The 21,132-nt window shown below is 63.8% G+C and carries 22 protein-coding genes; 10 read left to right on the forward strand and 12 right to left on the reverse strand.

Annotated features, from left to right (window positions below; translation table 11 throughout):
• Positions 1–54: 54 nt before the first annotated feature.
• The 5 genes from sucD to AC07X9_RS09425 all read right to left on the reverse strand — a co-directional run bounded on the left by sucD (position 55) and on the right by AC07X9_RS09425 (position 4,665).
• Positions 55–939, reverse strand: coding sequence for a succinate--CoA ligase subunit alpha (gene sucD / locus AC07X9_RS09405; RefSeq protein WP_017182654.1), 885 nt, complete (start codon positions 937–939; stop codon positions 55–57).
• 98 nt (positions 940–1,037) lie between these two features.
• A complete protein-coding gene (mdh, locus tag AC07X9_RS09410; RefSeq protein ID WP_017182653.1) occupies positions 1,038–2,000 on the reverse strand; it encodes a malate dehydrogenase in 963 nt (320 codons plus the stop codon).
• A 303-nt stretch (positions 2,001–2,303) separates the two neighbouring features.
• Positions 2,304–3,416 carry a cell division protein ZapE gene (zapE, locus tag AC07X9_RS09415; protein WP_026002303.1) on the reverse strand — a complete coding sequence of 371 codons (1,113 nt, stop codon included), beginning with the start codon at positions 3,414–3,416 and terminating at the stop codon, positions 2,304–2,306.
• Complete coding sequence (locus AC07X9_RS09420; RefSeq protein ID WP_017182651.1) at positions 3,413–3,853, reverse strand: PaaI family thioesterase; 441 nt, start codon at positions 3,851–3,853, stop codon at positions 3,413–3,415. Before AC07X9_RS09420 ends, zapE begins: the two co-directional genes overlap by 4 nt.
• A 23-nt stretch (positions 3,854–3,876) precedes the next feature.
• Positions 3,877–4,665 (reverse strand): succinate dehydrogenase iron-sulfur subunit, encoded by a 789-nt coding sequence (locus AC07X9_RS09425; protein ID WP_017182650.1) that lies wholly within the window; start codon positions 4,663–4,665, stop codon positions 3,877–3,879.
• Between the two features lie 167 nt (positions 4,666–4,832).
• Between AC07X9_RS09425 and AC07X9_RS09430 the strand changes: the two genes are divergently transcribed.
• Genes AC07X9_RS09430 through AC07X9_RS09440 form a run of 3 tightly spaced genes read left to right on the forward strand, consistent with a single transcriptional unit; the run spans position 4,833 to position 7,524 of the window.
• Complete coding sequence (locus AC07X9_RS09430) at positions 4,833–5,972, forward strand: CDP-glycerol glycerophosphotransferase family protein (RefSeq protein ID WP_086485752.1); 1,140 nt, start codon at positions 4,833–4,835, stop codon at positions 5,970–5,972.
• A complete protein-coding gene (locus AC07X9_RS09435) occupies positions 5,969–7,090 on the forward strand; it encodes a CDP-alcohol phosphatidyltransferase family protein (protein WP_017182648.1) in 1,122 nt (373 codons plus the stop codon). Before AC07X9_RS09430 ends, AC07X9_RS09435 begins: the two co-directional genes overlap by 4 nt.
• Entirely contained in the window at positions 7,087–7,524 is a 438-nt protein-coding gene (locus AC07X9_RS09440) for an HIT family protein (protein ID WP_017182647.1), read from the forward strand. The genes AC07X9_RS09435 and AC07X9_RS09440 overlap by 4 nt, the downstream gene beginning before the upstream one ends.
• A 28-nt stretch (positions 7,525–7,552) precedes the next feature.
• On the opposite strand, the gene AC07X9_RS09445 is transcribed toward AC07X9_RS09440, so the two are convergent.
• Positions 7,553–8,317, reverse strand: a complete 765-nt coding sequence (locus AC07X9_RS09445; protein ID WP_017182646.1) for a phosphocholine cytidylyltransferase family protein — start codon at positions 8,315–8,317, stop codon at positions 7,553–7,555.
• Positions 8,318–8,494: 177 nt separating this feature from the next.
• Here AC07X9_RS09445 and AC07X9_RS09450 point away from each other — a divergent pair, with 177 nt between their 5' ends.
• Positions 8,495–9,799 (forward strand): lipopolysaccharide biosynthesis protein, encoded by a 1,305-nt coding sequence (locus AC07X9_RS09450; RefSeq protein WP_017182645.1) that lies wholly within the window; start codon positions 8,495–8,497, stop codon positions 9,797–9,799.
• A 208-nt stretch (positions 9,800–10,007) separates the two neighbouring features.
• Here the strand turns inward: AC07X9_RS09450 and rpsI are convergent, their stop codons facing one another.
• The 6 genes from rpsI to AC07X9_RS09480 form a co-directional block, all read right to left on the reverse strand.
• Entirely contained in the window at positions 10,008–10,568 is a 561-nt protein-coding gene (gene rpsI, locus AC07X9_RS09455; RefSeq protein WP_017182644.1) for a 30S ribosomal protein S9, read from the reverse strand.
• The gene (gene rplM, locus AC07X9_RS09460) at positions 10,568–11,047 is read right to left on the reverse strand and encodes a 50S ribosomal protein L13 (RefSeq protein WP_017182643.1); all 480 of its coding nucleotides are present in this window, start codon (positions 11,045–11,047) and stop codon (positions 10,568–10,570) included. The genes rpsI and rplM overlap by 1 nt, the downstream gene beginning before the upstream one ends.
• A gap of 135 nt (positions 11,048–11,182) precedes the next feature.
• Positions 11,183–11,980 carry a hypothetical protein gene (locus AC07X9_RS09465; RefSeq protein WP_017182642.1) on the reverse strand — a complete coding sequence of 266 codons (798 nt, stop codon included), beginning with the start codon at positions 11,978–11,980 and terminating at the stop codon, positions 11,183–11,185.
• A complete protein-coding gene (locus AC07X9_RS09470; protein ID WP_017182641.1) occupies positions 11,977–12,999 on the reverse strand; it encodes a COX15/CtaA family protein in 1,023 nt (340 codons plus the stop codon). The genes AC07X9_RS09465 and AC07X9_RS09470 overlap by 4 nt, the downstream gene beginning before the upstream one ends.
• Before the next feature lie 66 nt (positions 13,000–13,065).
• Positions 13,066–13,695 (reverse strand): 2-dehydro-3-deoxy-6-phosphogalactonate aldolase, encoded by a 630-nt coding sequence (locus tag AC07X9_RS09475; protein ID WP_026002300.1) that lies wholly within the window; start codon positions 13,693–13,695, stop codon positions 13,066–13,068.
• On the reverse strand, positions 13,692–14,597 hold the full coding sequence (locus tag AC07X9_RS09480; RefSeq protein WP_017182639.1) for a 2-dehydro-3-deoxygalactonokinase: 906 nt from the start codon (positions 14,595–14,597) through the stop codon (positions 13,692–13,694). The genes AC07X9_RS09475 and AC07X9_RS09480 overlap by 4 nt, the downstream gene beginning before the upstream one ends.
• A 136-nt stretch (positions 14,598–14,733) precedes the next feature.
• Here AC07X9_RS09480 and AC07X9_RS09485 point away from each other — a divergent pair, with 136 nt between their 5' ends.
• From AC07X9_RS09485 to AC07X9_RS09510, 6 genes are all read left to right on the forward strand, one after another.
• Entirely contained in the window at positions 14,734–16,536 is a 1,803-nt protein-coding gene (locus AC07X9_RS09485) for an IlvD/Edd family dehydratase (RefSeq protein WP_017182638.1), read from the forward strand.
• Between the two features lie 29 nt (positions 16,537–16,565).
• Complete coding sequence (locus AC07X9_RS09490) at positions 16,566–18,143, forward strand: aldehyde dehydrogenase (NADP(+)) (protein ID WP_017182637.1); 1,578 nt, start codon at positions 16,566–16,568, stop codon at positions 18,141–18,143.
• Positions 18,140–19,063: a Gfo/Idh/MocA family protein gene (locus AC07X9_RS09495; protein WP_017182636.1), complete on the forward strand. Its 924-nt coding sequence runs from the start codon at positions 18,140–18,142 to the stop codon at positions 19,061–19,063. Before AC07X9_RS09490 ends, AC07X9_RS09495 begins: the two co-directional genes overlap by 4 nt.
• Positions 19,064–19,079: 16 nt before the next feature.
• Complete coding sequence (locus AC07X9_RS09500; protein ID WP_017182635.1) at positions 19,080–19,820, forward strand: FadR/GntR family transcriptional regulator; 741 nt, start codon at positions 19,080–19,082, stop codon at positions 19,818–19,820.
• 79 nt (positions 19,821–19,899) lie between these two features.
• Positions 19,900–20,589, forward strand: coding sequence for a PepSY-associated TM helix domain-containing protein (locus AC07X9_RS09505; RefSeq protein WP_017182634.1), 690 nt, complete (start codon positions 19,900–19,902; stop codon positions 20,587–20,589).
• 11 nt (positions 20,590–20,600) lie between these two features.
• Positions 20,601–21,125, forward strand: coding sequence for a DUF2271 domain-containing protein (locus tag AC07X9_RS09510; protein WP_017182633.1), 525 nt, complete (start codon positions 20,601–20,603; stop codon positions 21,123–21,125).
• Positions 21,126–21,132 lie beyond the last annotated feature (7 nt).

The raw sequence follows: 21,132 nt of genomic DNA on the forward strand, positions 1-21,132 counted from the left end.
TCGCGGTCGGGCAAAGGACGGCCGGGGTGCAGCCCGACCGCCTTACAGGCCTGATCAGCCCTTCAGCACTTCCAGCAGGGTCGTGCCCAGTTCGGACGGGCTGGCCGCAACCTTGATGCCCGCCGCTTCCATCGCGGCGATCTTGCTTTCCGCGTCGCCCTTGCCACCCGACACGATCGCGCCAGCGTGGCCCATGCGACGGCCCGGAGGGGCCGTGCGACCGGCGATGAAGCCAGCCATCGGCTTCTTGCGGCCCTTCTTGGCTTCGTCGATCAGGAACTGCGCCGCCTGCTCTTCCGCGTCACCGCCGATTTCACCGATCATGATGATCGATTCGGTGGCGCCGTCGGCCAGGAACAGTTCCAGCACGTCGATGAAGTTGGTGCCATTGACCGGATCGCCGCCAATGCCGACCGCCGTGGTCTGACCCAGGCCAGCGTTCGACGTCTGGAACACCGCTTCATAGGTCAAGGTGCCCGAACGCGACACGACGCCGACGCTGCCCGCCTTGAAAATGCTGCCGGGCATGATGCCGATCTTGCATTCATTGGGGGTCAGCACGCCGGGGCAGTTCGGGCCGATCAGGCGCGACTTGCTGCCCGACAGTGCGCGCTTCACGCGGACCATGTCGAGGACGGGGATGCCTTCGGTGATGCAGATGATCAGCGGAATTTCCGCGTCGATCGCTTCCAGGATCGAATCGGCCGCAAATGGCGGCGGCACGTAAACGACCGACGCATCCGCGCCGGTCTTGGTCTTGGCTTCCAGCACCGTGTCGAACATGGGCAGGCCGATATGGGTCGAACCACCTTTGCCCGGCGTGACCCCGGCAACCATCTGGGTGCCATAGGCGAGCGCCTGTTCGGTGTGGAAGGTGCCGGTGGCACCGGTCATCCCCTGGGTGATGACCTTGGTGTTCTTGTTCACCAGAATGGACATGCGTGTCCCTTTACATTCTGTGGACGTGGCACTTGGTCGAATGCATCCCGTTCCAGGCTGCGCACTTACCTGAAACGGGATGGTGCAGCTCTGAAGTGTCAGGCGAGCGAGGGATCAATACCCTTGCACGCTTCCAGCAGTTCCTTGACGGCGTCGACCGAAACCTGAAGATTGGCTTTGGCTTCGTCGTTGAGTTCGATTTCGATGACCTGCTCGACACCATCCTTGCCGATGATGACAGGCACGCCGACATAGAGATTGTCGACGCCATATTGGCCGGTCAGGTTGGCCGCGCAGGGCAGCAGGCGCTTCTTGTCGCCCAGATAGGATTCCGCCATCGCGATCGCGCTGGTGGCGGGCGCGTAGAAGGCAGAGCCGGTCTTGAGCAGCGCGACGATTTCGCCGCCGCCCGAACGGGTGCGCTGAACGATGGCGTCGATACGCTCCTGGGTGGAGCGGCCCTGCTTGATGAGGTCAGGCACGGGGATGCCCGCAACGGTCGAATATTCGATCACCGGCACCATGGTATCGCCATGGCCGCCCAGCACGAAGCTGGTGACGTCCTTGGCCGACACGTTGAATTCTTCGGCCAGGAAGTGGTTGAAGCGCGAGCTGTCCAGCACGCCGGCCATGCCGACGACCTTGTTGTGCGGCAGGCCCGAAAATTCGCGCAGCGCCCAAACCATCGCGTCGAGCGGGTTGGTGATGCAGATGACGAAGGCGTCGGGCGCGTTGGCGGCAATGCCTTCGCCCACCGCCTTCATGACTTTCAGGTTGATGCCCAGCAGGTCGTCGCGGCTCATGCCCGGCTTGCGCGCGACACCGGCGGTCACGATGATGACATCGGCGCCAGCAATATCGGCATAATCGTTGCTGCCGGTGATCTTGGCGTCGAAGCCTTCGACCGATGCGCACTGGGACAGGTCGAGCGCCTTGCCCTGGGGCACGCCTTCCACGACGTCGAACAGGACGATATCGCCCAGCCCCTTCAGGGCCGCGAGATGCGCGAGCGTGCCGCCAATGTTACCAGCGCCGATGAGCGCGATCTTGTTACGGGCCATATGTCTGTCATCCTCCAAGACGTAAACTCTGGAATTGATGGCCCGCTTAAGCCGATAATGCAGGGGTTTCAACTAACAAAGGCCGTAAGCGCAAATTATCTTTGCAACTCATTCGCAATTGCGATAAGAGCAGCAACACCCTGTCGCTCCCGGCTCCCACCCTGGCCGTCGAGCTGTCCCTGCAGCGGTATCCTGCCGGATGCTTTCCCGACGGAGAGCATCCGGTCTGTTTTTCCCCGTTTTCAGCAAGAAGATTGCGTCATGATGACGGCAGCACACGGCGGGCCGTGCCCGCTGCGGTACCTATTTGGGACCGTGGCCCAGCGCCAGATAATCGTCCGACTGCATTTCCATCAGTCGCGATACCGTCCGTTCAAATTCGAACGCGCCGTCTCCCTCCGGGTAGAGCCGCGCCGGTTCCGCGTCCGCCGACGCCAGCAACTTCACCTTATACTCGTAGAGCGAGTCGATCAGCGTCACGAAGCGCGCGGCCTCATTGCGCTTCTCCGGCCCCAGGACCGGGATGCCGACGATGATCACCGTATGATATTTCCGGGCGATCGCCAGATAGTCGGGCGCGCCGCGCGCCTCCGCGCACAACCGCTTGAACGAAAAGACCGCCACGCCCTTCAGGCTCTTTGGCACATGGAGCGTCCGCCCGCCCTGCACCTTTATGTCCTCCGAGGGCACATGGGCGCGGTCTGACGGGGGATAATCGGTCAGGCGGAAAAATGCTGTGCTGAGCGCGACCGTCGCCGCATCGCCATTGGGGCAGTGCCATAAGGTCGCGTCGCCCAGCCGGTCGCGGCGATAGTCGGTCGGGCCGTTCAGCGTCAGGACGTCCAGACGATCCTTGATCAGGTCGATGAAGGGCAGGAAAAGCTGACGGTTAAGTCCATTTTTGTAAAGTTCATCGGGTTCGCGGTTGGACGTCGTGACGATCGTCACCCGCTTTTCCAGCAGTCCGGTAAACAGACGGGACATGATCGCGGCATCAGCCATATTATTGACGACCATTTCGTCAAAGCAGAGCAAGCGCGCTTCATCGGCCAGCGACTCCACGACCGGCGGGATCGGATCGCCCTTCTCCGACTTGCGGGCTTCCGCCAGCCGCGCATGGACGTCGAGCATGAATTCATGGAAATGCGCGCGCTTCTTGCGCTGGATCTTCACCGTGTCGAAGAACAGGTCCATCAGCATCGACTTGCCGCGACCGACCCCACCCCACATGTAGAGGCCGCGCGGCGGCTCAGGCATTTTGCGCAGCAGCTTCCACAGCGTCGAACCGCGTGCGGGAACCGCCTCCAATTGCTGCTGCAAAGTGTCGAGTCGCAACGCCGCCGCGCGCTGATCGGGATCGGCGCGCAATTCGCCAGCCGCGATCAGCGCCTCATATCGGGTAACCACACCTGTCACTTGGCCACAATGACCTTGCGCAATGTAGCGGTAGAGGCCGCGATCAGGCCATCGCCCTGCGCGATCGTCATGCGCAGGAACAGCATCTTGCCCGTTTCCTTGAGCAGTTCGACATCGGCGATCATCGTCAGACCGCGCTTGCCCAGGCCCAGATATTGCATCGACAGGTCAATGGTGAGCGCAGCCATCTGATCCTCACGCCCCATCGCCCAGAGCGCGATGAAATAGGCGTGATCGGCAAAGCCTGCGGCAAAACCGCCGTGCATATTGCCAAAGCGGTTCATGTGCTGCGGTCGCACCTCCAGCGCGACCCGCGCCTTGCCCGGCGCGTCGCTGCGCGCATAACCGCTGCCGATGACCGAGGGGAAATCGACGCTGTCCGAATCGCCCCAGCGCCGCCAACCGCTCCAATCCTCCGCCGGTGCGGCGGCAACCATCGCCTCGGTCTTACTCACGACAATCAGAGCTGCCGCTCGACCATCATCTTCTTGGTTTCGGCGATCGCCTTGGCCGGAGACAGACCCTTGGGGCAGACATTCGCGCAGTTCATGATGGTGTGGCAGCGATACAGGCGGAAGGGATCTTCCAGTTCGTCGAGACGATCGCCGGTATATTCATCGCGGCTGTCCGCCAGCCAGCGATAGGCCTGCAACAGGATGGCCGGGCCGAGGAACTTGTCCGAATTCCACCAGTAGGATGGGCAGCTGGTCGAGCAGCAGGCGCACAGGATGCATTCGTAAAGGCCGTCCAGCTTCTCGCGATCGGCGGGCGACTGGAGCCGCTCCTTGCCCGATGGCGGCGGCGACACGGTCTTGAGCCAGGGCTGGATCGAATTATACTGCGCGTAGAAATGGGTGAAATCAGGAACCAGATCCTTGATCACATCCATATGCGGCAGCGGCGTGATCCGCACGTCCTTGCCCGAACATTCCTCGATCGCGGTGGTGCAGGCCAGCCCGTTCTTGCCGTTCATGTTCATCGAACAGGAACCGCAAATCCCTTCACGGCAGGACCGGCGAAAGGTCAGCGTCGGATCATATTCATTCTTGATCTTGATCAGCGCGTCCAGAACCATCGGGCCGCAATTGTCGAGATCAATCTCATAGGTGTCGTAACGCGGGTTCTGCCCGGAGTCGGGATCGTAGCGATACACCTTGAAGCTGCGCACCTTCGTCGCGCCTGCGGGTGCGGGGTGGGTCACACCCTTGCCGCTGATCTTGCTGTTCTTGGGCAACGCAAATTCGGCCATCTGAATAAGTCCTGCTATCCCGTTTCCACGCCCCTGAACAATATAGGGACCGCTTAGTCAAGCTGCACCATTGTGTTTGCGCACGAGTTCGCACGCCAGGTTCGCTTGCATCTGGTCAATCCAGGCCGCCCGTGGCAAGAGGGCGCCACCCCCTGATACGGCCATTCATGCGCGTCCTTTTCCTGTTCATTGGCGAACCCCATCACCTGTTTCATGCCCTGCCGATTGCAGCAGAAATGGCAGCCGCGGGTCATCGCCCGACCATCGCGCTGGCCAGCGAAGCGCATGTGCGCGTCATGCAACGCCTGGCCGATATTTACCCGGCGTTCGCGCCGGATGTGCATTTGCTGGGTCGGGGCCGGATCACCCGTTTGCTGCGCGCGATCGGCATCGGCCGTCATTCGCGCTTGCTCACCCTGCTGAGCGCGCTTCCCTTTCTGCGCGGGTTCGATGCGATTGTCGTGCCGGAACGTACCACCACCTTGATCCGCCACCTGCTGCCGCGCCACACCAGCCTGATCTTCACGCCCCATGGCGCAGGCGACCGGGCCATCATGCTGGACCCGCGCGACCGGCATTTCGATTTCGTGCTGGTGTGCGGGGAAAAGAGCGAGCAGCGGTTGCTGGAGGCTGGGACGATCCGCCCCGGCCATTATGCGACCAACGGCTATGTCAAACTGGACCTGATGGCGCAGATGCAGCGACGGCGGGTGCCGCTGTTCGACAATGATCAACCAACTGTGGTCTACGCCCCGCATTTCCGTCGCTCCCTATCCTCCTGGGATCGGTTCGGGCAGGATGTCATCGCCTGGTTCAGCGCGCAGGATCGCTACAATCTGGTTGTCGCGCCGCATGTCCGCCTGTTTGCCGATGCGCCGCAATCGGCAAGGGACGCCATCACCGCGCTCGCTATCCCTGGCAAGGTCATGATCGATCTCGATTCGGATCGCCTGTTCGACATGAGCTATATGATCGGAGCGGACATTTATCTGGGTGACGTCAGCAGTCAGGTGTATGAATTTCTGGCCATACCGCGCCCCTGCCTGTTCCTGAATGCCCATGGCGTGCAGTGGCAGGGCGATGCGGATTATCTGTTTTGGACGCTGGGCGACGTGCTGGACGATCTGTCAGACCTGCAACAGGCGCTGGACCGGGCGGCAACGCGGCACCCCCACTATATCGATGCACAGCGCCAGCGCCTCGCGGAATCGGTTGGGGGCGATCCAACCGGTGCGGCACGACGCGGTGCAGACGCCATCGCCGCCTTCCTTGAAAATGACGGCCCAGCCGGTAAGAGCGAAATATGACCACCCCCCTTGCATCGTCGCCCCCCAGCCTGTCGCTGATCGGCGCCAATCCTGCCCTGTTGTGGGGTATGACCAATGCCGAACGGCTGGCAAGACTGGCGCGCGCAGAGGGCATGACGGCTGATCCCGAAGCGACCGACGCGCGCCTTCATGTCAATCTGGACTATGTGTTCGATCCGGTTTGGCTGCGCCATGTTCTGGCTTCGCCGGGGATGGTCGTCATGGACGGCGACGCGCTTGTCATGGCGCACCTCCACCGGTCGATTGCGCCATCCGCCGATCAGATCGCCGTGCACCGGGCCACGCTGACCATCATCGATTATCGGGACGGCCCGCTGATCTACAACCGTCAACTGCGCAAACTCGACTGCCCCTTCATCCAGCGGCTGACCCCGGCAACCCGGCGCGAGATTGAGCGGCGCAGCTATTTCGGCGCCTATAAGGGCGTGACCGACCTGCTGACCAAATATCTCTGGCCCGAACTGGCGCTGGTGCTGACCCGGATCGCGGCGCAGCTGCGCATGACCCCGAATATGGTTTCGGTCATCGGCGTGACCCTGTGCCTGCTTGCGACATGGTTGTTCGCGCAGGGCATGTACTGGACCGGCTTCCTGTCCGGCTCCATCTTCATGGTGCTAGACACGGTGGACGGCAAGCTTGCCCGCTGCACCATCACCTCGTCCAAATGGGGCAATGTGATCGACCATGGCGTCGATCTGGTCCACCCGCCCTTCTGGTGGTATTTCTGGGGGACGGGGCTGGCCTATTGGGGGCTGGCGCTGTCGACCCAGACCTTCGCGCTGGTGATGGCGGCGGTGATCGCAGGCTATGTGCTGCAACGGCTGATCGAGGGGATGTTCCTCAAGGATTTCGGCATGGACATCCATGTCTGGCAGCGCTTCGACAGCCAGTTCCGCCTCATCACCGCGCGGCGCAACCCCAATATGGTCATCCTGTTCGTGTCGCTGCTGTTCGGGCGGCCCGACATCGGCCTGATCGCACTGGCCTGGTGGACGGTCATTTCCCTGATCGTCCATGCCGTGCGGCTGGCGCAAGCCTATGCCGTCAAGCGGTCCGGGCAGCCAATTGTCAGCTGGATGGAGCAAGCCCGGCCATGAACCCCACGATCGAGAAATTCGGCTGGCCCGCCACGCTGATCGCGGAGTTCACCCACTGGGTCGTGCTGCTCCGCCCGGCCCAGCCGACGCTGGGGTCGCTGATCCTGGCGGCCAAAAGCGACGCGACGGCCTTTGGCGACCTGCCTGACGACACCCATGCCGAACTCAAGACCGTCACCGTAGCGATCGAGGCGGCGCTGACCAAGGCGGTGGGCTATGCGAAGATCAACTATCTGATGCTGATGATGGTTGACCCCCACGTCCATTTCCACGTCATCCCCCGCTATGAAGGGACACGCAGCGCGGCGGGTGTGCGTGTGGCGGATTCAGGCTGGCCGGGACAGCCGGACCTTGGGTCTGCGGTCAAGCTCGACAGTGAGCTGGACAAGGTAAAAACGTGGCTGCAAATTCATTTCGATACCGAAATGAAGTAACCGGCAGCCTCTTTGACGACTGCCGCTTCTATCGCCCGTAGCGCCCCTCGGCGACCCATTTCGCGGTCAATGCCGTCGCCGCCTCGACATCCTGATGGAAGTCGACCTCCTGCCATTCCAGCCCCTCGATCGAGACGGTGCCGACCCGGTTGCCCTTGGCGATGATGTCGATCGCGCGCAGATACCAGCGCTCGACGCCTTCGGGGGTACGCATCATCTGGTCGATCTGGTTGCGGAAGATTGCCGGGCCTTCGCCGGTGAAGGCCAGCATACCGATCGACTCGGCGTTGGTGTCGGGCGGCAGCAGCCGCTTGCCGATATGGTGCAGCCGACCACTCTCGTCGCGATTCACCTTCATATCGTCATCGTCATAGTCGGGCTTCACATCGACTGTCACGGTGATCGCATCCTGCGTCCCGGCTATGAGCTTCGCGACGATCTCGTCCGACACGATAGTATCGCCGTTCAGGATGATGAAGTCCCGGTCCATCTCCTCCCGCACGATCCAGCAGGTGCCAAGGTTATCGGCCACCTGAAAGAAGGGGTTGAACACGCAGCGGATGCGCGCGCCGGTCTCGCGATACAATTGCAGCGCATGATCCTCGACCCGTTCCGTGCGGAACCCCGTCACCACCACGATGTCGGTCACGCCATTGGCGACCAGCGCGGCGATCTGCCAGCTGATCAGGGTGCGGCCGTTAAAGTCGATCATGCATTTGGGCACGTCGCGGGTCAGCGGCAACAGGCGCGATCCTTGCCCGGCGGACAGGATGATGGCTTTGGTGATGGTCATGGGGCGGGTCTTTAGAAGGGAAATTGGCCGAAAAAAAGGCGGCGTTTGCACTCGGTTCAGTGGGCGCTTAAAGCGCAGCGTGCTCCTGCGCAGGCAGGAGCCCAGATCGGAGCGAGGAACTGGGCTCCTGCCTGCGCAGGAGCACGTCGCGGTCAGTTTGAAGGACCTGGTTGGTTGATGTTCAAGCCCGGCGCAGCACAGGACGGCTTTTCCCGCATATTGGCCAATACCGGCTGGCTGCTGGGGGGCAAGGGCGTGGGCGCGGTCTTGAGCCTGGCCTATCTCGCCATCGTCACTCGCACGCTGGGCGTGGCCGATTTCGGGCAGTTCGCGCTGGTGCTGAGTGCGGCCACCGTCATCAAGACGATCATCAGTTTCGACAGCTGGCAGATCGTCGTGCGCTATGGCCAGACCCATCTGGCAGCGGACAATGGCGACGCGCTCAACCGGGTGCTGCGTTTCTGCATTATGATCGACCTTGCCTCCGCCGCGGTCGGCGGGGCGATTGCCGCCGTCATCATCCTGGCCTTTGGCGGCCTGCTGGAACTGCCGCCGGGCATGGGGTGGCAGGCATGGCTGTTCTGCATGGTGATGATGATCACGATCCGGTCCAGCCCCACCGGCATATTGCGCCTGTTCGACCGGTTCGATTCCGCCGCGCTCGCCGAAACCATGATCCCGGTCGGACGGATGATCGGCGCCGTCGCCGCGCTTTGGCTGATGCCGACGATCACCGGCTTTCTGATCGCCTGGGGCGCGGCGGAACTATTATGTGCGCTCGCCTATTGGTGGCTCGCTTTGCGCGAAGGGCGCGGGCGGATCGGCGCGTGGCGCGCGGGACGGGCGCTGGATGCGCGGGTGGAGAATCCCGGCATTGTCGGCTTCCTGACCGCCACCAACCTCCAGACCAGCCTGTCGTCCATGGGACAGCAGGTCGCAGTGCTGGTGGTCGGGCTGTTCGTCGGGCCAGTCGGCGCGGGCCTGTATCGCCTCGCCAACCAGCTTGCCAATTCGCTGACGAAGATTTCCAGCCTGCTGTCGCGCAGCATCTTCGTCGAGCTGTCACGCAGCGGCAGTCAGGGGGGCGAGGCGCTGGGCGCGCTGTTCCGCCGTACCAACCGGCTGGCGCTGGTCGCTGGCGCGGTGATCATCGCGCTGATCCTGACCATCGGCCATCCGCTGCTGGGGCTGATCGCCGGGCGGGAATTTCTGCCCGCCTATCCGCTGCTGCTGCTGTTGGGCATCGCCGCCTGCATCGACCTGATCGGGGTCAGCTATCGCCCGCTGCTGATGGCGACCGACCGGGCGGGCCTGTCGCTGCGCATCACCTTCATCTCGACCGCGCTGTTGCTGGGGATGCAGGCCGCGCTGTTGCCGCTTTACGGCACGATGGGCGCAGCCAGCGCCAATATCGTCGCGGCCATCGCCGGCTTCGTGATGATGGGCCTGGCCAGCCGCAAGGCTGTTCGCGCGCAGGGGTGAGCGGGCGGCTGGGCGTAGCTTCACCTTCCGCCGTTCGTTTGGAGTGCAGTCGAGAAACGTGGCCCGCGGTTTCTCGACTGCGCTCGAAACGAACGGCGGGGGGAAGATGACACCCCGCTCCTGTTCCGTCCCCCCCGCTCACGACGCCCAACAAAAAAGGGGCCGGAAATCCGGCCCCTTCTCGATCGTCTGACAGTAGCTGAAACGCTTAGCGCTTCGAGAACTGGAAGCTCTTGCGGGCCTTCGCCTTGCCGTACTTCTTACGTTCGACAACGCGGCTGTCGCGAGTCAGGAAGCCTTCGGCCTTGACCGCGCTGCGCAGCGCCGGTTCGTACTTGGTCAGCGCCTGGGCGATGCCATGCTTGACCGCGCCGGCCTGACCCGAAAGGCCACCACCCTTGACGGTGCAGATCACGTCATACTGACCAGTGCGGTCGGTGACGCCGAACGGCTGGTTGATCACCAAACGCAGGGTCGGACGGGCGAAATAGATTTCCTGATCGCGGCCATTGACCGTGATCTTGCCGGTGCCGGGCTTTACCCAGACGCGGGCAACGGCGTCCTTACGACGGCCAGTCGCATAGGCGCGGCCAAGATTGTCGATTTCCTGCTGGCGCAGCGGCATGGTCGACACAGGCGGCGCGATGGGCGCGTCGGCGGCAACGTCCGCAGCAGGCGCTTGCGCAGCGGCAGGCGCGGCAGCCGGAGCCGCGGCGGCTTCGGCAGCGATCTGTGCGAGATCGGACAGGGACTGGCGGTTATCGGACATTATGCACCCACCTTGTTCTTGCGGTTGCGCGACGCGAAGTCGAGCACTTCGGGGTTCTGGGCTTCATGCGGATGCTCGGCGCCGCCGAACACGCGCAGGTTGCGCATCTGCTGGCGACCCAGCGGGCCACGCGGGATCATGCGTTCGATCGCCTTTTCCAGCACGCGCTCAGGGAAACGACCTTCCAGAATCTTGGCCGGGGTGGTTTCCTTGATGCCGCCGGCATAGCCGGTGTGCTTGTAATAAACCTTGTCGGTCAGCTTCTTGCCGGTGAACTTCACCTTGCCAGCATTGATGATGATGACATTGTCACCACAATCGACATGGGGCGTGAAGCTGGGCTTGTGCTTGCCGCGCAGGATATTCGCCACGGTCGAAGCGAGACGGCCGACCACAAGGCCTTCCGCGTCGATCAGGACCCATTTTTTTTCGACCGTCGCCGGCGTCGCCGACTTGGTGGTCTTCATCAGCGCCTTCATGGTGCCAATTCTCCAGAATGAAAAAGGAAACCGGACGCCGTTGCCGACGCCCGGAAGTGGGGCGCTAATGACGGGTGGCAGGCTGTAAGTCAAGAGATTCGGCGGCTTTGCTGACGGGTAAAATAATACCCGTTGCTAATCGGCAGGCGTTAAATCCCGCTTTTCGGTCACCGCGCGCGTTCCCAGCGCCAGATTGCGTTGCTGCTGCTCGATCAGGCCGGTGCGCCGCGACAGGTGGTAAGTAACGCCGACAACGATCCCCTGCCCAGCCAATTGTTCATCCAGATCGAGCGCGGCATCCGACCGCGCCGTCACCCGCAGCACGCCTTCGACCGGGACCGGACGGCCAAGCGGCGCGCCAGCGACCGTCCGCACGCCGCGCCCCGCGCCATCCTCCACCGTGTCGCCAGCAAACAGGAAGATCGGTCGCAACTCGCCCGCCAGCAACGCCAGCCGCCCTTCCGGCGACAGGCCCGACAGCAAGGCCTGTACGGACAGCACGGCCTTGTGCCGCGGGGTGTCTGGCGCAAAGCTCGCCTGCATCTTTGCCAACCCGGCCTCTACCGCGCCCCAGACCGCATCCATATTGTCGAGCGCTGTAATCTGTCCCCTGGCATCGACATGAAAGCGATGCTCCACCCCGATCAGCGGCGTCAGCGCGGCGGCATAGGGTTCAGCGCCCGAAGCAGGCGCATCGCTGTCGATAGTGCGCAAGGTGGCGTGGAGGATATAGCCGTCCGCAACCTTGTCGAACCGCAGGTCGCGGGTCGCGGTGAACCGGCTGACCTTGCCTTCGACGGGGCGGTGTTGCTCGATCCGATAGGTGAGATTGCGATCGACCGGCGGCGCGAAGGGGATGGCAATCGCTTCGGCCTGCGCCACCCCTGGCACCAGCAGCGCCAGCGAGAGCGCCGCTGCACGCATCGCCATCATATGCGTCGGGTGCCAATGGCATGCGCGCCCCAGGCTGCCGACGCCACGACCAGAGCGCCGACCGCCTGGTGCAGCACGGCGAGCGGCAGGGCGATGCCGCTCAGCACGGTCGCGATGCCCAGCACGATCTGCGTACCGACCGCCGCATTGATCGCGATCGAGGGTGCGCGCTGTCCGGCGCGCCTGGCCTGCCGGGCCAGCAGGATGAGCGCAACGGCAGCGCCCCAGGCCCACCAGCGATGGAGAAAATGGACGAGATAGGGATCACTGGAGACGGTGGCCCAAAGCGAACCCATCCAGCTGATCCCTTCCGGCACCAGATGATCGTTCATCAGCGGCCAAGTGCTGGATACATAGCCCGCATCCAGACCGGCCGTGAAAGCGCCCAACATGAGTTGCACGAACAGCGCCAGCAGCGCGACGAGCGCCAGCGGCCGCAATCGTGCCGGACGGGCGCCGCTGTTGCGCGACAATGCCAGCAGATCGAGCGCGGTCCAGATCAATCCGCCGATGATGAAAAGCGCCGTCAGCAAATGTACCGCCAGCCGGTAATGGCTGACATCGGTGCGCAACGTCAGGCCCGACTTGACCATCCACCAACCAATTGCCCCCTGCAATCCGCCGAGCGCCAGGAGCGCCACCAGCCGGGGGCCGTAACCCGCCGGAATGGCGCGTTTCCACGCAAACCATGCCAGCGGCAAGGCGAAGGCGATCCCGATCAGCCGCCCCAGCAGCCGGTGCAGCCATTCCCAGAAGAAGATGAACTGGAAATCGGACAGGCTCATGCCCCGGTTGATCTGCTGATATTCGGGGATTTGCTGATAGAGGCGGAAGGCCTCCATCCACTGGTCATGGGTCAGCGGCGGTATGGCGCCGGTGATCGGCTTCCACTGGGTGATCGACAGGCCCGATTCGGTCAGGCGGGTGATGCCGCCGACCACGACCATGAAGAACACCAGCGCAGCGACGAACAGCAACCAGCGGGCGATCGCCACCGGGCGGGGAGAGGGATTGGCCATAGCCGGTCCATGCCCCCAAGCCGATGGCGTTTCAAGCCGGACGATCGGGACAGATTGTCCCAGACGTCAAAGACAGGCTTTCCAGGCCGCGACCAGATCGCGCCCGCGCGCGCGAACCAGCGCCGCATCGTCGCCGGGGCGGTAGAGCGCACCACCCACGCCGATCCCTTCGCAGCCGCCCGTCAGCCACTCGCCGATCGTGTCCGCGCCGGTGCCGCCCACGGCCCAGACGCCGATATGTTTGGGGAGCACATCCTTGATCGCCTTCACATAGGCCGGGCCGAGCCGGGCGGCGGGGAAGAGTTTGATCCGGCGCGCGCCCGCGGCGATCGCGGCAAAGGCTTCGCTGGGGGTCATGAAGCCGGGCAGCAGGTCAAGGCCCAGTTCTGCACCGCGCGCAATGACGGCGGGGTTGGTGTTGGGCGTCACCATGATGCGCCCGCCCACACCATGCAGTTGTTCCAGCGCCTCGACGCTCAGCACCGTGCCCCCGCCAATGATCGCGCGGTCGCCAAAGGCCTGTTGCATTGCGCCGATGCTGACGAGGGGGTCGGGCGAGTTGAACGGGACTTCAAGGATGCGGATGCCCGCCTCCACCAGCGCCGCGGCTACGTCCAGCGCCTCGTCCGGGCGGATGCCGCGCAGGATGGCGGCGATCGGCGGGGCGCCATCGGCCAACAGATCGTCCATCGTCATACCAACATATCTCCAGCATAACCCAGTCCGGCCAGCGCGCAGGCGTCGCCATCCAGACGGTGCGATTCCACGCCCTGCACGGCCAGCGCGCGGGCATAGCGATCCGACAGGCGCGCATCGCCGATCAGCGTCACGCCATGGTCCGCGCGCAGCAATGCACGCGCTTCGGCTATTTCGCCCCCGATCAGCAGGCCCGACAAATAGCCCAGCGCCCAATCGGCGGATCGCCCGGCACGCAGCCGCATCGCCCGCGCGGCGAACAGTCCGGCCAGCACAGCCCCCTCCCCCGCCCGCGCCAGCCCTTCGGCAAAGCCCGCAGCCTCTTCGGCGGCATCGCCGACGCTATCCTTTGGCCCCAAAGTCGATCCGTCCCGCAGCAAGGCGAACAGTTCGCCGGTGGGCACGGTGCGGAACGCCAGCACCCGGCCATCCTCTACCAAGGCCCATTTGCTGTGGGTGCCCGGCAGCACGATCAGGCGACGGCCCTGCGCCAGTGCCGGATCACGCACGCAGGCGCCGAAAATCTGCGCTTCCTCGCCACGCATGACGTCGGGGACGCCATCCGCGCCGGTACAGGCCAGTCCCGCCATGATCGCGATCGGCACGCCACGCCAGTCAAAGCCTGTGGCGGCTGCGCGCCAGGCTTCCACATCGGACGGGCAATCAGCATAGGGAGCCTCTACCCAGCCATCGCGCGCGCCAACCATGCCGCACAGGGTGACGGAAAGCGGCATGGCATCGGCCAGCCAGGGGGCGACCGTATCGACAAAGGCGGCTTCCGCATTCCGCCCGGCGACAGCGATGCCCGGCCCGTCGCGGCGCGCGACGATCCGTCCGTCCTCGACCCGGAACAGGCGCAGATTGCTCGTTCCCCAATCGCCGATGACCCGATACGCGCTCATCGCGGACCGGCTTTCGTAAAAATCTCGATCCGCCTCACTTGTTCTCGACACAGCTTCTTGAATTCCTATTTGTCTGAGTATATCAGGAGGCCAAGCGCGTCAACGTGCCATAGTCCATCAAGTGTCAGGATGCCCAATGAGTGATTCGTCCAAGCCAGCCTTCAAATTGCGCAGTCGCGCCTGGTTCGACAACCCCGACAATATCGACATGACAGCGCTCTATCTGGAACGCTATCTGAATTTCGGGCTGAGCCTGGAGGAATTGCGCAGCGGCAAGCCGATCATCGGCATTGCCCAGACCGGCAGCGACCTTTCGCCCTGCAACCGCCATCATATGGTGCTGGCCGAACGCATGCGCGACGGTATTCGCGAAATGGGCGGGATCGCGCTGGAATTTCCGGTCCACCCGATTCAGGAAACCGGCAAGCGCCCGACGGCGGGCCTGGACCGCAACCTTGCCTATCTGGGGCTGGTCGAAGCGATGTACGGCTATCCGCTCGACGGGGTGATCCTGACCACCGGCTGCGACAAGACCACGCCTGCGCTGCTGATGGCGGCTGCGACCGTCAACATTCCCGCCATCGCCCTGTCCGTCGGCCCGATGCTGAATGGCTGGCACAAGGGCGAGCGCACCGGGTCCGGCACCATCGTATGGAAAGCGCGGCAATTGCTGGCGGCGGGCAAGATCGACGATGAAGGCTTTATCAAGCTCGTCGCGTCGTCCGCGCCATCGACCGGCTATTGCAACACCATGGGGACGGCATCGACCATGAACTCGCTTGCCGAGGCGCTGGGCATGATGCTGCCGGGTTCGGCCGCTATTCCCGCCCCTTATCGCGATCGCCAGGAAGCCGCCTATCTGACCGGCAAGCGCATCGTCGAGATGGTGCATGAGGATCTCAAGCCATCCGACATTCTGACCAGAGATGCGTTCCACAACGCCATCATGGTCAACAGCGCCATCGGCGGATCGACCAACGCGCCCATTCATCTGGCGGCGATTGCCCGCCATATCGGCGTCGACCTGCCGCTCAAGGATTGGGAGAGCGTCGGGCACAAGATTCCCTTGCTGGTCAATCTCCAGCCTGCAGGCGAATATCTGGGCGAGGATTATTATCGCGCCGGGGGCGTTCCCGCTGTGGTGGCGCAGTTGATCGCGCAAGGGCTGATCCATGAAGGCGCGATGACCGTCAACGGCAAGACCATGGGCGACAATTGCCGGGGCGTGGAAATAGAGGATGAGAAGGTCATCCGCCCTTATGACCAGCCGCTGGTCGAGGATGCAGGCTTCCTGGTGCTGTCGGGCAACCTGTTCGACGCAGCCGTCATGAAAACCAGCGTCATCAGCGCCGAATTCCGCGACCGTTATCTGTCCAACCCGGACGATCCCAACGCCTTTGAAGGGCTGGCAGTCGTGTTTGACGGGCCGGAGGATTATCATCGCCGCATCGACGATCCGTCGGTCGGCATCACCGACCAGACATTGTTGTTCATGCGCGGCGCGGGGCCGATCGGCTATCCCGGCGCAGCCGAAGTCGTCAACATGCGCCCGCCTGCCTATCTGATTACCGAGGGCGTATCGGCCCTGCCCTGCATCGGCGATGGGCGCCAGTCCGGCACGTCGGGCAGCCCGTCGATCCTGAACGCATCGCCCGAAGCGGCGGCTATGGGTGGCCTCGCGCTGCTGGAAACGGGGGACCGGGTGCGGATGGACCTGAACGCCGGTACCGTTAACGTGCTGATTTCCGAAGAGGAACTGGAAGCGCGGCGTGCAGCGCTGGTGGCCGCAGGCGGCTATAAATATCCCGCATCGCAAACCCCTTGGCAGGAAATCCAGCGCGCCGTCGTGGGGCAGATGAATACGGGTGCGATCCTTGAAGGGGCGGAGAAATATCAGCGCATTGCCCAGACCATGGGCCTGCCACGCGACAATCACTGACCCCCTATTTCATGAATATGGAGACTATTATGTTCAACGGAGCCATTCTCGTCGGTGCAGGCGAGCGTCAGGGCGGCGATCCATTCCATGCGATCCACCCGGCCACCGGCGAAAAGGGCAGCGTCGCCTTTTCCAGCGCCATGCCGGACGATGTCGCGGAAGCCGCCGCGCTTGCCGACGCGGCGTTTGACAGTTTTTCGACGCTGGCCCCCGACGCCCGCGCCACTTTCCTGGAAACCGTCGCTGACCAGATCGTCGCCATTGGCGACCTGCTGATCGAAACCGCGATGGCCGAATCCGGCCTGCCGCGGGCGCGGCTGGAAGGCGAGCGCGGCCGCACCGTAGGCCAGTTGCGCCTGTTCGCCAGCTATGTGCGGCTGGGTGACTGGCTTGACGCAACGATCGACCCCGCCATGCCCGACCGTGCGCCGCTGCCGCGTGCGGACCTGCGCCGCGTCAACCATTCGGTCGGCCCGGTCGCGGTGTTCGGCGCGTCCAACTTCCCGCTCGCCTTCTCGGTCGCGGGCGGTGACACCGCTTCGGCCTTCGCCGCAGGGTCGCCTGTCATCGTGAAGGGGCATAGCGCCCATCCCGGCACGGGCGAGCTGGTCGCCCGCGCCATCCAGGCGGCGGTCAAGGCGTGCGGCCTGCATGAAGGCGTGTTTTCCTACCTGCCCGGCAACAACCGGGCGCTGGGCGGCGCGCTGGTTGCCGATCCGCGCGTCAAGGCGGTGGGCTTCACCGGATCGCGCGGCGGCGGTGTCGCGCTGATGAAGATCGCGGCCGAACGGGCGGAGCCGATCCCGGTCTATGCCGAAATGTCCTCGATCAATCCCGTCGTCCTGCTGCCCGGTGCGCTGGCCGACCGGGCCGCGGCGATGGGGACGGCCTTTGTCGGGTCGCTGACCATGGGGTCGGGGCAGTTCTGCACCAACCCCGGACTGGTCATCGCGCTGGACGGGCCGGACCTCGACACATTCGTTGCGGCGGCGGCGGAAGCCTTGTCCGGTGCTGCGCCGCAGGTCATGCTGACCCCCGGCATCTACGACGCCTATGAAAAGGGCGTTGCAGCTCTGGAAAGCGCGGAGGGCGTCACCACCATCGCGCGCGGCACGGAAGCGGAAGGCTGCAATCGCGGCAAGGCCGCTTTCTTTGCAACCGATTCGGCGACCTTCGGCGCGAACCCGCTGCTGGCGGAAGAAGTGTTCGGGTCTTCGTCGGTGCTGATCCGGTGCAGCAGCATCGATGAAGTCATCGCCACGATCGCGGGCCTTGAAGGCCAGTTGACCGCAACGCTGCAACTGACGGACGCGGACAGCGCCGACGCAGCCCGGCTCCTGCCCGTGCTGTCGCGCAAGGTTGGGCGTATCCTGACCAATGGCTGGCCCACCGGCGTCGAAGTGACCCATGCCATGGTCCATGGCGGCCCCTTCCCATCGACCGCCGATGGCCGCTCCACATCGGTCGGCACGCTGGCGATGATGCGTTTCCTGCGGCCTGTCTGCTATCAGGACGTGCCGGACGCGCTGCTGCCCGCGGCCTTGCAGGCGTCCAATCCGCTCGGCCTCAATCGCCGGATCGACGGCAAGCTGGTGGTCGCGGCATGACTATCAGGGCAGGTCTGGTGGGGCTGGGCAAAATCGCGCGCGACCAGCACCTGCCCGCAATGGCCAGGACGGCTGGCATCGATCTGGTCGCCATCGCCAGCCGCAACGCGCAAGGGGACGGGGTGCATAATTATCCCGACCTCGGCGCGATGCTGGCGGGCGAGCCGGATCTGGACGCTGTCATCCTGTGCCAGCCGCCCCAGGCCCGCTATCATGCCGCGCGGCAGGCGCTGCTGGCGGGCAAGCATGTGTTTCTGGAAAAGCCACCGGGCGCGACCGTGTCCGAAGTGGAGGCGCTGATCGCGCTGGCCAAGGCGCAGAATGTCACCCTCTATGCCAGTTGGCACAGCCGCTATGCCGCCGCCGTGGCGCAGGCGAAGGCGTGGATAGCGCAGCGCAGGATAGAGCGCATTTCGATCCAGTGGCGCGAAGATGTCCGTCACTGGCATCCCGGCCAACCCTGGATATGGGAGGCCGGCGGCTTCGGCGTGTTCGATCCAAGCATCAATGCGCTGTCGATCCTGACCGAAATCGTGCCCGAACCCGTCACCCTGCTGTCAGCCAGCCTGGAAGTGCCATCCAACAAGGACGCTCCCATCGGCGCGACGCTGGCGATGGCGACCGCATCGGGCGCCCCGATCGACACTGTGTTCGACTGGCGGCAAACCGGGCCGCAGACATGGGACATTGCGGTCGATACCGATAATGGCAGCCTGCTTCTGTCCGAAGGCGGCAATATGCTGCGGTTGGACGGGGAAGTTCAGATGAAAGCCCCGGACGAGGAATATCCCGCCATGTATCGCCGGTTCGTCGATTTGGTCGCCACGCGCACGATTGATGCTGACATCGTGCCGCTGCGGCTGGTAGCTGATGCCTTCCTTTGTGGACGGCATTGTCCTACGGCGATATTCGAGGACTGAAACGGGAGAGAATATAGTGGCTAGCGGGCGCAAGGTCGGATCGGAAGAGAGCGGGCTGCGTATCCACCAGACGATCGCGCGCGATCTGGGCACCGCTATCCTGACTGGCCGCTACCAGCCCGGCGAATTGTTCGAAGGCGAGATTGAGGCGTCCGACCGCCTGGGCGTTTCGCGCACCGCCTATCGCGAGGCGGTCCGCATCCTGATCGCCAAGGGAATGCTGGAAAGCCGCCCCAAGGCCGGTACCCGCGTCCTGCCGCGCAATCGCTGGAATGTGCTGGACCCCGAAATGCTCGCCTGGATGTTCGCGGGCGAACCGGATTCTCGGTTCATCCGCGACCTGTTCGAACTGCGCGGCGTGATCGAACCAGCCGCAGCGGAATTTGCCGCACGCCGCCGCACCGACGAGCAACTGGCGGTGATGGAAACGGCGCTCGACGATATGGGGCGCTATGGCCTTTCCACCCCGGAAGGCCGCGCTGCTGATCAGCGCTTCCACAATATGATCCTGGCCGCGACCCGCAATGACGCGCTGGAGGCGCTGGCCAGTTCCGTAGGCGCAGCGGTGAGCTGGACCACGACCTTCAAGCATCGCAAGAAATTGTTGCCGCGCGATCCCCTGCCCGATCACCGCGCCGTGTTTCAGGCGATCGCCGCGCGCGACACGGCAGCGGCGCGGGCGGGCATGGCCGAATTGCTGCGGCTGGCGCTCGCTGACATGGACATTGCGCTGGTGGAACCGAACGGCGAAGGCTAAGCAGTCCCCCGCCACTCACCATACATTTTGATACAAAATTCTTCCTGCGACTCATTTGCAATTGCGAATCGTTCGCGGTATGCGGTCGACATCCATCCTCGCAGGACCAGTCACCCATCCGATGCACGGAACCGCCCGCCTTAAGCAGCAGCAGAAGAAGAAGTCCGCCAAATCCTTCTGGCTCAAGCAGCTGCATAGCTGGCACTGGATCAGTTCGGCGATCAGCCTGATCGGGCTGCTGCTTTTCGCTTTCACCGGCATCACGCTCAACCATGCCGCCGATGTCGAAGGATCGCCCCAGACGATCGAGAAAAGTGCGACTTTGCCCACCGATCTGCGCAAGCTGATTGCGCCAGATGATGCGCCCGATGCCAAAAAGCCGCTGCCTGCGCCGGTCGCGGCCTGGGTTGAAAAGACGACCGGGCAGCGCGGCGGTGGCGAGGCGGAATGGTCTGCCGACGAAATCTATCTCGCGTTGCCCCGCCCCGGCGGCGATGGATGGGTCTCGATCGACCGGAACGACGGGACGGTGACCAGCGAAGCAACCAGCCGGGGCTGGGTCAGCTATCTCAATGATCTGCACAAGGGCCGCAATACCGGCACGGTGTGGAAATGGTTTATCGACATTTTCTCGGTCGCCTGTTTCCTGTTCGCGCTGACCGGACTGCTGCTGCTCCAGTTGCACGCGAAGAAGCGCCCCAGCACCTGGCCGCTCGTCGCCATCGGCCTGGCCCTGCCGGCAGTGCTGGCCATCATCTTCATCCATTAAGGGGAATTTTCATGCAGATCAGCCATCGCCTGCTGCTGACCGGCACCGCCGCGCTAGGCACGATTGCAGCGCCAGCCACCGCGCAGACGCTGAACCTCTCGGTCGGCATACCGCGCCTGTCGGTGGCTGAATATCACCGCCCCTATGTCGCGATCTGGATCGAAAAACAGGGGGCGACGCCGCGCACCCTGTCGGTCTGGTATGATTATGACATGAAAAAGGGGGAAGGCACCAAATGGCTGCGCGACGTGCGGCAATGGTGGCGCGCTTCGGGGCGGACGATGAGCTTTCCAGCCGATGGCGTGACGGGTGCAACCCGCGCACCCGGCGACAACAAGATCGCTTTTGTCGCGGGCAAGGGTCCGCTCGGCGCGCTCAGCCCCGGCAATTACACGCTGATCGTGGAAGCGGCACGCGAAGTGGGTGGTCGCGAAGTCGTCCGCCTGCCCTTCGCCTGGCCGGCAAAGCCCGGCAGCACCGTCAAGGCGCAGGGCAATGCGGAACTGGGCACCGTCGCCCTGAATTTCGGCAAATAGGGGATAA

Source organism: Sphingobium sp. GW456-12-10-14-TSB1 (genome assembly GCF_059424385.1).